Here is a 12450-nt window from a genome sequence, read left to right on the forward strand (position 1 = left end):
CCCAGGGTGGCACACCGTGCCGACAATCGATGTCCCCGACCTTTCCACTGTGGAGAAGTCGACGCTGCTCAGGCGGGGGAGTAGAGCGCGGCGAGCCCGGCCGCCGTGGCGGCCAACCGTTCGCGCAGCGCCACCGGGGCCAGCACCTCGACGTCGGCGCCGAGGCGCAGCAGGTCACCGTGGGCGTGGGTGAGCGACTCGATCGGCAGCACCGCGGTCACCCAGCCCCGCGCGTCCGGTGGCCCGGCGCTGGCGTCCACCGCGCTCACCACCGGATCGCTGCCGATCTCACGCAGCCGCGCCCGCCCGGCGGGGGAGAGCCGGACGGTGGCGTCGTCGCGGTGCAGCCGGGCCCGGAACTGCACCACGTGTGCCCGCCACCAGGCCGGCAGGTCGAAGTCGGCGGGTCGGTCGAACTCCTGGGCCAGCGGCGTGAGCGTGAGGATCTGGTTGACCCGGTACGTCGCCGGTGAGCCCCGGCCGGGCTGGTCGGCCACCACATACCAGCGGCCGCCCTTGAGCACCAGGCCGTACGGCTCCAGGACCCGGGTCACCTCGCCGTTCCAGCCGCGGTAGCGCACCTCGATGCGGTGCTGCCGCCAGACGGCCTCGGCCGTACGGGTCAACTCGGGGGAGGCGTCGCCGTCCGCGTACCAGCCGGGGGTGTCCAGGTGGAAGCGTTGCTGGAGTCGGGTCGCCCGGTCACGCAGCGGCTCGGGGAGCGCGGCGTGCAGCTTGAGTTGCAGCGCGGCCACCACGTCGCCGTAGCCCAACTCGTCGGCGGGGCCGGGCAACCCGGCCAGGAACAACCGGTCCGCCTCATCGGCGGTCAGCCCGGTGAGGCGGGTCCGCCAGCCGTCGACCAGCTGGTAGCCGCCGGCGTGCCCGGCCTCGCCGTAGAGCGGGATGCCGGCGGCGTACAGCGACTCGACGTCCCGGTAGATGGTGCGGGGGGAGACGGCCAACCGCTCGGCGAGTTGCGCGGCGGTCAACCGCCCGTGCGACTGGAGCAGCATCAGGACGGAGAGAAGTCGACTGGCCCGCACTTCACTGACACTAGCTGTCAGGGGACCGCTCGTACCGTCCCGGCATGGCATTTCGCGACAAGGATCTGAGAACCCCGGAACCGATAACGGTGGACGGTCGACAGCTCAAGCGCTACCACATCGACCAGGCGGACCGGCCGCTCGAACCGGAGGTGGAGAAGGCCGCGTACGAGCAGGTGCCGCTGCTGCTGGTCGACATCGTCGACGACGGCACCCCGCCCGCCGGGTGGGTGGTGCTGCACCGGGGCGCGGACACCGGCGCCTACCTGCTGGCGTACAGCTGGGTGTGGGACAACGCGGTGGAGGTCCGGGTCGCCGCGGCCGGGCAGCCGGCGCTGGACTGCCCGGACGACGATCCGACCCACTTCGTCGAGGTACGTCGCCCCGCCGTCGGCTGCGTCTGGGAGTTGGCGGTGCTGGAGCACGAGCGGGCGTCCTGGGTGCGGCACATGCTTGCCCCGGAGACCCCCGACCTGGCTGGATATCTGCACGACACGCGAGCGGAAGGGCCGGTGGGCCGCTGATGGGCGACTTCGACTTCTTTGTGGGCACCTGGAACGTGGTGAACCGACGACTGCGCAAGCGGCTGGTCGGCTCCGACGAGTGGGAGGAGTTCCCCGGCGTGTCGGTGGCGCACGGCTTCTTCGCCGGCGGCGGCCACTTCGACGAGATCATCTTCCCGACCAAGGGTTCCGCCGGCGCCACGGTCCGCGTCTTCGACCCGGCCCGGCAGGAGTGGTCGATCTACTGGATGAGCAGCGACACCGGAGTGCTCGGGCTGCCACCGATGGTGGGTCGCTTCGTCGACGGGGTCGGCCACTTCTACGCCGACGACCAGCACGAGGGGCGCCCGGTGCGGTGCCGGTTCATCTGGTCGGACATCAGCGCCACCACCGCGCGCTGGGAGCAGGCGTTCTCCGTCGACGGCGAGCAGACCTGGGAGACCAACTGGATCATGACGTTCAGCAAGGCGTCCGACTAGGCGACGGTGTCGACTTCCGGCCATCCGGGTGCGGTGTTAGTGTCCGACCACCGCCCCGGATGGAGGAAGCGATGGCCTCCGACCACGTCGACGTGCTGATCGTCGGCGCCGGCCTGTCCGGCATCGGCGCCGCCTGCCACCTGCGCCGGGACTGCCCCGACAAGACGTACGCGGTGCTGGAGGCGCGCGACGCCATCGGCGGCACCTGGGACCTGTTCCGCTACCCGGGCATCCGCTCCGACTCGGACATGTTCACCCTCGGCTACTCGTTCAAACCGTGGACCGCCCCGAAGGCCATCGCCGACGGCACGACCATCCGGGAGTATGTGCGGGAGACCGCCCGGGAGTACGACGTGCCACGGCACATCCGCTTCCACCACCGGGTGCTGCGCGCCGAGTGGGACAGCGGCAGCGCCCGCTGGACGGTGCACGCCCAGCGCACCGACACCGCCGAAACCGTCGTGCTGACCTGCTCGTTCCTCTTCGTCTGCGCCGGCTACTACCGCTACGACGAGGGTTACACCCCACCCCTGCCCGGTGTCGACGCGTACGCCGGGCAGGTGGTGCACCCGCAGCACTGGCCCGACGACCTCGACCACACCGGCAAGCGGGTGGTGGTGATCGGTAGCGGCGCCACCGCGGTCACCCTGGTGCCGGCGCTGGCGCGGCGGGCCGCCCACGTGACCATGCTCCAGCGTTCACCGACGTACATCCTGGCGCTGCCCGCCCGCGACCGGCTGGCCGACGCCGTGCGGCGCTGGCTGCCGGCGAAGGCCGCGTACCCGGTGGTGCGCGGGAAGAACGTCCTGCTGTCCACCCTCAACTTCCAGCTCAGCCGGCGTGCGCCCGGCCTGGTGAGGCGGGTGCTGCGCCGGGCCGCGCGGGGCCGGCTCCCGGTGGGGTACGACGTCGACACGCACTTCTCGCCCCGCTACGACCCGTGGGACCAGCGGATCTGCGTGGCACCCGACGGTGACCTGTTCACGGCCGTACGCGACGGCAGCGCGTCGGTGGTCACCGACACCATCGACACGTTCACCACGAACGGTGTGCGGCTGGCCTCGGGCGCGCAGTTGCCCGCCGACGTCGTGGTCACCGCGACCGGGCTCAACCTGCTCGCCCTCGGCGGCCTGACGCTGCGCGTGGACGGCGTCGACGTCGACCTCGCCGGCACCGTCGCCTACAAGGGCATGATGCTCTCCGGCGTGCCGAACTTCGCCCTGACCATCGGCTACACCAACGCGTCGTGGACGCTCAAGGCCGACCTGGTCGCCGGCTACGTCTGCCGACTGCTGCGGCACCTGGACCGCACCGGCCAGCAGGTCGTCACCCCGCTCCCACCGCCCGACGCGGAACGGGTGCCGCTGATCGACCTGCGCTCCGGCTACGTGCTGCGCGCGGTGGACACGCTGCCCAAGCAGGGTACGACCGCGCCGTGGCGGCTGCACCAGAACTACGCCCGCGACGTGTTGCTGATGCGGCACGGCCGGCTCACCGACGCCGGCGTCCGATTCTCCCGCGCCGGCGAGGTGAGCGCGCCCGACCGCGCCCAGCGTCCCGTCGCGTCCGAGCGTCGGTAGCCGCCAGGAGAGGAGCAGAATCGTGCAGAGGTTCGACTTCGCCGGTGCGACGGCCGTGGTCACCGGGGCGGCCAGTGGCATCGGCGCGGCGTTGGCGCACGCGCTGGTCCGCCGGGGCAGCGACCTGGTCCTGCTGGACCGCGACGCCGAGCGGCTGGACGCGGTGACCGCCGCGATCCGCGCCGAGCACCCGGACCGGCAGCTGCACGCGTACCTCGTGGACCTCGCCGACCAGAGCGCCACCGCCCAGGTGGCCGCGGAGATCGGTCAGCGGCACCCGCGCGTACGCCTGCTGGTCAACAACGCGGGTGTCGGCCTCGGCGGCCGGTTCGACCAGGTGACCTACGACGAGTTCAGCTGGGTCATCGACGTGAACTTCCGGGCCGTGGTGCAGCTGACCCACGCGCTGCTGCCCACCCTGCGGGCGGAGCCGGGCGCGCACCTGGTCAACGTCTCCAGCCTGTTCGGGCTGATCGCGCCGGCCGGGCAGACCGCGTACGCGGCGAGCAAGTTCGCTGTACGCGGCTTCACCGAGGCGCTGCGCCACGAGCTGATCGACGACGGCATCGGGGTGACCTCGGTGCACCCGGGCGGGATCCGCACCCGGATCACCGCGAACGCCCGGATCGGCAGTGGGGTCTCGCCGGACGAGTACGCGGTCGGCCGGGCGCAGTTCGAGAAGCTGCTGACCATCGCGCCGGAACGGGCCGCCGAGGTGATCCTGCGCGGCGTCGAGCGGCGGCGCGGCCGGGTGCTGATCGGCTGGTCGGCGAAGGTGCCCGACCTGCTGGCCCGGGTCCTGCCCGCCTCGTACAACCGGCTTCTGGTCACCGGCCTGAATCGGGGCGTGGCCCGCCCGGCGCCGCCCACCCCGGGCGTTCCCGCGCAACGTTCCGCCGACCCCCTCGCCGACCCGGCCCGTGAGGTGGCCTGACCGGAGTCACGTCGAGTCACTCACCGTCGCGCTCGGGCCGACGTCGCGGCGTCGCATCAGCACGGTCAACGCCACCAGAGCGACCAGCAACGCCGCGAGCACGTACACCGGCACCGGACCGAACGGCGCGACCAGTGCCAGCAGCGCGACGACCGGGAAGGCGACGACGACCGCGCCGTGCTGCTGCTGGCGAACGTGCAGCACCCAGACGGTGAGCAGGTAGACGGCGATCGGGACGGCCACCGCGTACCCGACGGTCCGCTCGGAGAGGTTCGCGAGGTGCCGCTCGCGGTCCACCGCCACGCCCAGGCCCGCGCCGACCCCGGCGATCGCCGCGAAGACCAGGTAGTGGCCGTAACCCCAGATCAGGGAGTACGGCAGCCGGTCGGGCGCCTCGTTGCGCCGATCGAAGTAGAGCCACCAGAGCGCGAACACGATGACCGCGCCGGCCGCCGCGAGCAGCCACAGGTCGTGCTCCCCGGCGTCGAGCCCGTCCTGGATCGCCAACGAGACGGCCCCCACCGCCTCACCGAGCACGATGAGGGTGAACAGCCCGTACCGCTCGGTGATGTGCGCCGGATGCCAGGGGGTCATGCCGGGACGTTCGGCCACCGCCGGCACCAGCAGGTCGGCAAGTCCCAGCAGCACGAACGACGCGAGCCCCCACTCGGCGGGCAGCAACAGGCGCAGCAGCCACCCGAGCTGCACCACCGTCACGCCGATCACGTAGCGGCGCGCCGCCGCACGGTGCGCGGGGTCGCCAACCGCCGCCCGGCTCCAGTGCACGACGGCGGCCAGCCGCATCACCACGTATCCGTAGGTGATGACGGTGAAGTCGCTGTCGGCGAAGGCGCGCGGCACCCCGGCCGCCAGGATCAACGCCCCGAGGATCTGCACCAGTGTGGTGATCCGGTAGACGTCGTCGTCGGTGTCGTAGGCCGAGGCGAACCAGGTGAAGTTCATCCACGACCACCAGATCGCGAAGAACACCATGACGTAGCCGCTGACCGCGTGGGCGAGGTGACCCTCGGCCAGGAAGTGGTGCAGGCTGGTGGCGGCCTGCGCCACGGCCACCACGAAGCAGAGATCGAAGAACAGCTCCAGCGGGGTGGCCGCGCGGTGCGGCTCGTCGCGACGACGTGGCCGCATCGGCCGGTAGAACGGCCGCACCGACCGAGGTTGAGTCAACGCACTTCCTCAGGTCGCCTCAACCGTGCCGACGCCCGTGGGTCAGCCCCTCCAGCATCAGGGTCAGCCCCGCGCCGACCAGCCAGACGTCCTTGGCGAGACCCGCGCCCTGCTGGGTCGGCCGGATGCTGCCGGGCTCGCGCATCCCCGGCGTCTTCAGGTACAGCTGCACCAGGCCCGCGCCGAACGCGGTCAGACCGAGCCCGACCAGGGGCGCCGGGACGAACGGCGCGATCAGCGCGGCCCCCAGGGCGATCTCCGAGTACGACAGCAGTTTGGCGAAGCGTGCCGGCTCCAGCTGACCGAGCTGGGGCATGGCGGCGACCGCCATTCCGTGCATGCCCTCCGCGGCGGCGCCCTCCAGGTTGCGTTTGCCCAGACCCGAGTTGAGGAAGTACGCGCCGATGCTGACCTGTAGCGGCAGGTGCGCGAGTTTCATGGTCACTCCCGTTGGCCGTGGTCGAATGCGGCCCGCGTACCCCGGACCGCCCGCGATAACCCGCCGGGGCGGCTGGGCTGGCCGTGGTGGTCGCGGTAGGTTCGCCGGGGGCCCGCCGCCGAGCCCGTGGCACACCCGCCCACCCGGCACCCGGCCCTGCCGCAGACCACCAGCAGGAGGCGAAGTGAGCCAGGAAGTCCGGGGAGTCATCTCCCGCAGCAAGGGCGCGCCGGTCGAGGTGACCACGATCGTCCTGCCCGATCCCGGCCCGGGTGAGGCGATCGTCCGGATCCGGTCCTGCGGTGTCTGCCACACCGACCTGCACTACCGCGAGGGTGGCATCAACGACGACTACCCCTTCCTGCTCGGTCACGAGGCGGCGGGCATCGTCGAGCAGGTCGGCGAGGGCGTCACCGACGTGGCCCCGGGTGATTTCGTGGTCCTCAACTGGCGGGCGGTCTGCGGAGTCTGCCGCGCCTGCCGCCGGGGTCGCCCCTGGTACTGCTTCAACACCCACAACGCCGCCCAGCGGATGACCCTCACCGACGGCACCGCGCTCGCCCCGGCGCTGGGCATCGGCGCGTTCGCGGAAAAGACCCTGGTGCACGCCGGGCAGTGCACCAAGGTGGACCCGGCGGCCCGTCCCGCCGCCGTGGGCCTGCTCGGCTGCGGCGTGATGGCCGGGCTGGGCGCGGCGATGAACACCGGAAACGTCACCCGGGGCGACTCGGTCGCGGTGATCGGCTGTGGCGGTGTCGGGGACGCGGCGGTCGCCGGTGCGGCCCTCGCCGGCGCCACCACGATCGTCGCGGTGGACACCGACGGCCGCAAACTGGACTGGGCGCGCAAGTTCGGCGCCACGCACACCGTGAACGCCTCCGAGACCGACCCGGTCGAGGCGATCCGGGCCGCCACCGGCGGCTTCGGCGCCGACGTCGTGATCGACGCGGTGGGCCGACCGGAGACGTGGAAGCAGGCGTTCTACGCCCGGGACCTCGCCGGCACGGTGGTACTGGTCGGCGTACCGACCCCGCAGATGCAGATCGAGCTGCCACTGCTGGACGTCTTCGGGCGCGGCGGCGCCCTCAAGTCCAGTTGGTACGGCGACTGCCTGCCCAGCCGGGACTTCCCGATGCTCACCGAGCTGTACCTGCAGGGCCGGCTCGACCTCGACGCGTTCGTCACCGAGGAGATCGCGCTCGACCAGGTCGAGACCGCGTTCGAGCGGATGCACCACGGCGACGTGCTCCGCTCGGTGGTGGTGTTCCCGTGACCGCCCGCGTCGACCGCGCGGTCACCTCGGGCACCTTCTCCCTCGACGGGCAGACGTTCGACGTGGACAACAACGTCTGGGTGATCGGTGACGACCGCGAGTGCGTCATCCTGGACGCGCCGCACGACGTGGCCGCGATCCTCGCACTGGTGGGCGACCGGCAGGTCCGGGCGATCCTGGCCACCCACGCGCACGACGACCACGTCCGGGTGGCACCCGAGTTGGCCGAGGCCACCGGCGCGCCGGTGCTGCTGCACGCCGCCGACCGGGTCCTCTGGGACATGGTCCACCCGCACCTGCCGCCCAACGGCGAGTTGCACGACGGGCAGAACGTCGAGGTGGCCGGCACCACGCTGCGGGTGCTGCACACCCCCGGGCACAGCCCCGGCGCGTGCAGCTTCCACGTGCCGGAGTTGGGCGCGGTGTTCACCGGCGACACGCTCTTCGCCGGTGGCCCCGGTGCGACGGGCCGCTCGTACAGCGACTTCGACACCATCGTCCGGTCGATCCGCACCCGCCTGTTGACCCTGCCGCCGGAGACAGTCGTGCACACCGGGCACGGCGACGACACGACCATCGGCGCGGAGGCCCCGCACCTGCCGGAGTGGCTGGCGAGGGGCCACTGAACCAGACGTGTGCTGGCGCGTTCAGCGTTCGTCGGCCGCGCCGAGAACCGGCTTGACGTCCAGGATCGGGGTGCCGTCGAGGGCCTCCAGGTCGGCCACCTCGACGCGCAACCCGTCCACCGCCCGGACCCGCACCCGGTGCAGCCCGATCGGGTTGGGCCGGTGCGGGGACCGGGTGCTGAACACCCCGGTCTCCGGTCGACTGTCGTCGCCGCGCGGGCGCACCGCGAGCACGTCCCGTCGGGCGCGGTCCAGCCAGGTCAACACCAGCACCTCCGCGCCGACCCGCAGGTCGCGCATGGCCCGCTCGACCTGCGGGTCGAAGACCAGCCACGCCGTGGGCGCGCCCTCGTCGCCCTGCCGTGGCGCGCTCGCCGCGTCGGTCAGTGACGAGGCGACCCGGCCGACCGGGTGCAGCAGGTACGCGTCGTCGTTCACGGTCTCGACCATCCTCGCTCCCTTCAGGACGGTCCCAACCTAGCCCGCCGCACGCCCTATGATCCCGCGCATGGCCGCCGACTCGCCCGCACCCGTCGTCCGTCAACTGCGCCTCGTGGTGGAGGCCGCCGACCACGAGGCCGCCGTCGCATTCTTCCGCGACGCGCTGGGCCTGCCCGAAGAGGCGGCGTTCAGCGGCGAGGGGGATGCCCGGGTGGTGATCCTGGACGCCGGCCGCGCCACCCTGGAGATCGCCAACCCCGCCCAGAAACGCATGATCGACGAGGTCGAGGTGGGTCGGCAGGTCGCGCCGCGCATCCGGGTGGCCTTCGAGGTGGACGACACCGAGGCCACGACCGCTCGTCTGGTGGCCGCCGGGGCGAGCGAGATCGCGCCGCCGACGCGTACGCCGTGGCAGTCGCTCAACTCCCGCCTCGACGCTCCCGCCGACCTCCAGATCACCATCTTCCAGGAGCTGACCTGAGCAACTCGGGGGCGGGCACCGAGTGTCCCCCGTTGAGGTGACAACCCGACATCGGTGATCCCGGGTCGGTCCGGCGCTGTCGCGTCGATCGTGGCGGCATGCCCGATTCCCGGACGTGACCGGGACCGCAGCCAGCCAGGGCTCCGGCATTTCCGGAATGCCCGACACGTGAACCTGGTTGTGTCCCCCGTACCGCCGGAGCCCAAACCCCTTTCCGCGGTCATCTCCCGAGGAGTGTTCACCCCGGAGCGCTTCGCACGATCGAAAGGGCAACCATCGTGAAGGTCGACTTCACTCGATGGCTCCCCGCCATCGCCAAGGACTCGTACCGTAAGACCGCGCTGAGCGTGGCGGGTGTGGCCGCTCTCGGTGGCCTGGCGCTCGCGCCGACCGCAGCCGCCGCCCCGGTCACCTCCGGGCCGCACCAGGGGGCCGTCGCCGCCATCGACCGCGCCACCGGCAAGGCCGCCGCCTCCGCACACCAGGACGAACAGCCCGTCGAGTCGGGTCTGACCACCGGCTCCGCCACCGGCAAGCCGCCGGAGGGCAAGCCGAGCCGCGACCAGCTGATCCCGCACGGCATCGAGGGCGCGCAGTCGCGGGTGCCCCTCGACGACGCGCAGCTGGCCAACGCCCGCGCGATCGTCGACGCCGCCAAGAAGACCGGCGTCGGTGACCGGGGCGCGGTGATCGGCGTCGCCACCTCGTTGCAGGAGTCGAAGCTCTACAACCTCGGCCACCTCGGCGCGTACAACGACCACGACTCGCAGGGCCTGTTCCAGCAGCGTCCGTCGTCCGGTTGGGGAACGCCCGACCAGGTCACTGACCCGGAGTACGCCGCCACGGCGTTCTTCACCGCCCTCAAGAACGTCGGCGGCTGGCAGGACCTGCCGCTGACCACCGCCGCGCAGACCGTGCAGGTCTCCGCCTTCCCGTACGCGTACGCGCAGTGGGAGGAGCAGGCGGCGGACATCGTCCAGCAGCTCTGGTGACACCCGCACACGCGACCGGCCGGCTCCCTTCGACGGGAGCCGGCCGGTTCGTCGTGTGCGCGTACCTCAGCAGGCCGGGTAGAGGCGCCGGGTGCCGACCCCGGCCGCGTACGCGTCCCGGTCGCTGAACCGGCAGCCGTAGTCGGGCCGGGCCACCACCGCCGGATCGGTCACCGTGTCACCGGCCGGGCGCTTGCCGGTGCGTACCCAGGACACCAGGTCGTCCCAGGCGGCGCCGGCCTCGACCGGGGTGAACTCGCAGTGCTGCGTGGACCGGATCGCCCGCTGAACCACCAGCTTGCCGCGACCGTGCCGCGCCACGTCGGTGGCGTACGCCTGTTCCATGCCGAACGGGACGAACAGGTCACCGAGACCGTGCAGGCTGAGTACCGGCGCGGTCGGACGGCCGGCGATCCGCGGCACCTCGGTCAGCGTCGGCAGGAGCCGCTGCACGACGTTCTCCGGAGCGACCCGCCGCACGGTCGCGTTGACGTCGACCGGGCTGTTCGGGGTGTAGCGGGTGAGCAGGTTGGTGGAGAGCTGACCGGGTCGCTGCGCGGGGGAGTCCCCACCACTGGTCACGGTGATCGAGAAGAGGAAGTCCTTCCAGAGCGCGAACGCCGCGTCCGCCCCCGGACGTGGCCCACCCGAACGGTTCACCGTGATCGCCCGCAGTTGCTTGCCCCGCTCGGTGGTGGTGTCCGGGCCGGTGGGGGTCAGCCCGGCCAGACCGAGTGCCACCTGGATGCGGGGCACCGCGTTGGTCAGGTAGTCGGCCGGCGTGGGATAGGCCGGCACCTCGGCGAGCGCCTGCGCGACCAGGTTGTAGTCCAGGTAGAAGTCGAGCAGCGTCTGGTCACCGAGCACCCCGCACATCGGCAGCGCACCGTCGTAGTAGCCGGGGTACTGCTCCAACGAGCGACCGATCACGTAGCCGCCCATCGACACCCCGGCCACGTAGGTGTGCTGCGGCCGGCGGACCGTCCGCCCGAAGTGGTCGGCGAGATCCTTCGTGCCCAGCACCCCGGAGCGGATGTCGAAGCCGTTCCGGTCGTACGACGACGACGCCCAGGCGTACCCCTGCTCCAGGAGACGCTGGCGCAGCCCGAAGCCGGGCGCCTCCGGCGAGAGCACCGTGCCCTGCCCGCGGTAGCCGTGCGCCCACATCACCAGGTCGCCGTTCCAGCGGGCGGGGACCTCGATGATGTACCCGGCGTGACGGTGCACGCCCTGACGTACCGTCGTCTGCTTGCCGCCCACCACCAGCGGTGCCAGCGGCGGATTCTCGATGGTGTAGCCGGGCAGCGGCTGCCCGCCCCCCGCGTCGTGACCGGTGGCGCTGGCCGGCGCGGCACCGGCCAGCCCGACCGCGAGGGTCAGCGTCACGGTGGTGGCGAACAGTCGGCGGAGGGTACGAACGGGTGTGGACAGCATCGGTGCTCCCCATCGGACCGATGTCGCCCCGGGGGCGACCAGGCGGGACGGTTGCCTACCGGCCGGTAGCGCCCTGAACCTAGGACCGCCGTCGACCAGTGTCAATGGCTGCGCTGATTGGCCGGTCAAGCGTGACTGTCCGACCGATCAGCGGCGAGCGGTGTGCCGTTCCGCGCCGTACCCGCTCGGGTGGGCCGGTGAGCCGATCAGGTTGACTGGTGGCCGTGAACGAGTCGATCTGGGAGGCGGCCCGCGCGTCGCGCAGGTGGTTGGACACCGCGAACGGCACCGGGCAGACCGAATTGACCTGCCGCATCCTCAAGCTCACCGAGGAGGCGGGGGAGGCGTCGGCCGCGTGGATCGGTCTACTCGGGCAGAATCCGCGCAAGGGTGTCACCCACACCCACGAGGACGTCGCCGCTGAGTTGGCCGACGTCGCCTTCACGGCGTTGGTGGCCATCGAGAGCCTCGGGCTGGACGCGCAAACGACCCTGGACGCCTGCGCCGCAAAGGTGCGCTCCAGGCTGGCGGACCGAAGCCGCCCCTAGCGTCACGTCACGACCACCCGCCGAGTGGTTCGCACCCGCCGTGAGGTGTGGGTGCGTTGAGCGCGTGACCAGGCAGGCGCTTTGTCCTGTCTGTGGTTATTTGGGATGTGGCGGGTCGCACCCGTGGGCCGGAATCGTGGCCGGGCCGGGGTCGTTACACACCCTGACGATCGCAGCACCACCGGCTCGCTCCCGCCTCGCGGGGTGCGGGTCACGCGAGTTGGAATGCCAGCCCAGGCCCGGTCGTTGCAGTCCCCACGACCAACCAGGCACCGCCGCGATGAGGGTGCCGCTGGATGGGCCGCCCCGGGAATGACCCCGGCCCCCGGGTCGTTACACACGGTCCCGGCGCCACGAGCCCCCGCTCGTCAGGCCGCCGACCCCGACGCCGAGTAACCGTAGGCGTCACCCCCCAGACTTTCCCCTTGTTTGTGCAGCGCCGGACGAGGTGCTCACACCCTGACCGCCATCCCCCTGTTTGGCGGC

General features: G+C 72.0%; 14 protein-coding genes. 9 read left to right on the forward strand and 5 right to left on the reverse strand.

Going from position 1 to position 12450, the window contains the following annotated elements; genetic code table 11:
• Positions 1 to 68 precede the first annotated feature (68 nt).
• Positions 69 to 1046, reverse strand: coding sequence for a YafY family protein (locus tag AB0J33_RS30435; RefSeq protein WP_363618467.1), 978 nt, complete (start codon positions 1044 to 1046; stop codon positions 69 to 71).
• A gap of 44 nt (positions 1047 to 1090) precedes the next feature.
• Here AB0J33_RS30435 and AB0J33_RS30440 point away from each other — a divergent pair, with 44 nt between their 5' ends.
• From AB0J33_RS30440 to AB0J33_RS30455, 4 genes are all read left to right on the forward strand, one after another.
• Positions 1091 to 1570, forward strand: a complete 480-nt coding sequence (locus AB0J33_RS30440; protein ID WP_363618469.1) for a hypothetical protein — start codon at positions 1091 to 1093, stop codon at positions 1568 to 1570.
• Entirely contained in the window at positions 1570 to 2028 is a 459-nt protein-coding gene (locus AB0J33_RS30445; RefSeq protein ID WP_363618471.1) for a hypothetical protein, read from the forward strand. The genes AB0J33_RS30440 and AB0J33_RS30445 overlap by 1 nt, the downstream gene beginning before the upstream one ends.
• Positions 2029 to 2099: 71 nt before the next feature.
• On the forward strand, positions 2100 to 3608 hold the full coding sequence (locus AB0J33_RS30450) for an NAD(P)/FAD-dependent oxidoreductase (protein WP_363618473.1): 1509 nt from the start codon (positions 2100 to 2102) through the stop codon (positions 3606 to 3608).
• Positions 3609 to 3630: 22 nt separating this feature from the next.
• Positions 3631 to 4542: an SDR family NAD(P)-dependent oxidoreductase gene (locus AB0J33_RS30455; protein ID WP_363618475.1), complete on the forward strand. Its 912-nt coding sequence runs from the start codon at positions 3631 to 3633 to the stop codon at positions 4540 to 4542.
• Positions 4543 to 4548: 6 nt separating this feature from the next.
• Here AB0J33_RS30455 and AB0J33_RS30460 read toward each other — a convergent pair whose 3' ends face one another.
• Positions 4549 to 5730 carry a low temperature requirement protein A gene (locus tag AB0J33_RS30460; RefSeq protein ID WP_363618477.1) on the reverse strand — a complete coding sequence of 394 codons (1182 nt, stop codon included), beginning with the start codon at positions 5728 to 5730 and terminating at the stop codon, positions 4549 to 4551.
• A gap of 19 nt (positions 5731 to 5749) precedes the next feature.
• On the reverse strand, positions 5750 to 6169 hold the full coding sequence (locus tag AB0J33_RS30465; protein WP_363618479.1) for a hypothetical protein: 420 nt from the start codon (positions 6167 to 6169) through the stop codon (positions 5750 to 5752).
• A 184-nt stretch (positions 6170 to 6353) separates the two neighbouring features.
• On the opposite strand from AB0J33_RS30465, the gene AB0J33_RS30470 reads away from it, so the two are divergent.
• Both AB0J33_RS30470 and AB0J33_RS30475 read left to right on the forward strand, forming a co-directional pair.
• The gene (locus AB0J33_RS30470; protein WP_363618481.1) at positions 6354 to 7442 is read left to right on the forward strand and encodes an S-(hydroxymethyl)mycothiol dehydrogenase; all 1089 of its coding nucleotides are present in this window, start codon (positions 6354 to 6356) and stop codon (positions 7440 to 7442) included.
• A complete protein-coding gene (locus AB0J33_RS30475; protein WP_363618483.1) occupies positions 7439 to 8068 on the forward strand; it encodes an MBL fold metallo-hydrolase in 630 nt (209 codons plus the stop codon). Before AB0J33_RS30470 ends, AB0J33_RS30475 begins: the two co-directional genes overlap by 4 nt.
• A gap of 21 nt (positions 8069 to 8089) precedes the next feature.
• On the opposite strand, the gene tsaA is transcribed toward AB0J33_RS30475, so the two are convergent.
• Entirely contained in the window at positions 8090 to 8518 is a 429-nt protein-coding gene (tsaA, locus tag AB0J33_RS30480) for a tRNA (N6-threonylcarbamoyladenosine(37)-N6)-methyltransferase TrmO (protein ID WP_363618485.1), read from the reverse strand.
• A 58-nt stretch (positions 8519 to 8576) separates the two neighbouring features.
• Between tsaA and AB0J33_RS30485 the strand changes: the two genes are divergently transcribed.
• On the forward strand, positions 8577 to 8990 hold the full coding sequence (locus AB0J33_RS30485) for a VOC family protein (protein WP_363618487.1): 414 nt from the start codon (positions 8577 to 8579) through the stop codon (positions 8988 to 8990).
• A 278-nt stretch (positions 8991 to 9268) separates the two neighbouring features.
• A complete protein-coding gene (locus AB0J33_RS30490; RefSeq protein ID WP_363618489.1) occupies positions 9269 to 9982 on the forward strand; it encodes a hypothetical protein in 714 nt (237 codons plus the stop codon).
• 66 nt (positions 9983 to 10048) lie between these two features.
• Here AB0J33_RS30490 and AB0J33_RS30495 read toward each other — a convergent pair whose 3' ends face one another.
• Positions 10049 to 11416: a hypothetical protein gene (locus AB0J33_RS30495; protein WP_363618491.1), complete on the reverse strand. Its 1368-nt coding sequence runs from the start codon at positions 11414 to 11416 to the stop codon at positions 10049 to 10051.
• Positions 11417 to 11640: 224 nt separating this feature from the next.
• Here AB0J33_RS30495 and AB0J33_RS30500 point away from each other — a divergent pair, with 224 nt between their 5' ends.
• Entirely contained in the window at positions 11641 to 11964 is a 324-nt protein-coding gene (locus tag AB0J33_RS30500; protein ID WP_363618493.1) for a MazG-like family protein, read from the forward strand.
• Positions 11965 to 12450 lie beyond the last annotated feature (486 nt).

This window comes from Micromonospora sp. NPDC049645 (assembly GCF_040675155.1).
Classification (GTDB): domain Bacteria; phylum Actinomycetota; class Actinomycetes; order Mycobacteriales; family Micromonosporaceae; genus Micromonospora.

Coding starts and splice junctions, on each gene's coding strand:
- AB0J33_RS30440 (WP_363618469.1), top strand. CDS start 1,091: ATGGCATTTCGCGACAAGGATCTGAGAACCCCGGAACCGATAACGGTG.
- AB0J33_RS30445 (WP_363618471.1), top strand. CDS start 1,570: ATGGGCGACTTCGACTTCTTTGTGGGCACCTGGAACGTGGTGAACCGA.
- AB0J33_RS30450 (WP_363618473.1), top strand. CDS start 2,100: ATGGCCTCCGACCACGTCGACGTGCTGATCGTCGGCGCCGGCCTGTCC.
- AB0J33_RS30465 (WP_363618479.1), bottom strand. CDS start 6,169: ATGAAACTCGCGCACCTGCCGCTACAGGTCAGCATCGGCGCGTACTTC.
- tsaA (WP_363618485.1), bottom strand. CDS start 8,518: ATGGTCGAGACCGTGAACGACGACGCGTACCTGCTGCACCCGGTCGGC.
- AB0J33_RS30485 (WP_363618487.1), top strand. CDS start 8,577: ATGGCCGCCGACTCGCCCGCACCCGTCGTCCGTCAACTGCGCCTCGTG.
- AB0J33_RS30495 (WP_363618491.1), bottom strand. CDS start 11,416: ATGCTGTCCACACCCGTTCGTACCCTCCGCCGACTGTTCGCCACCACC.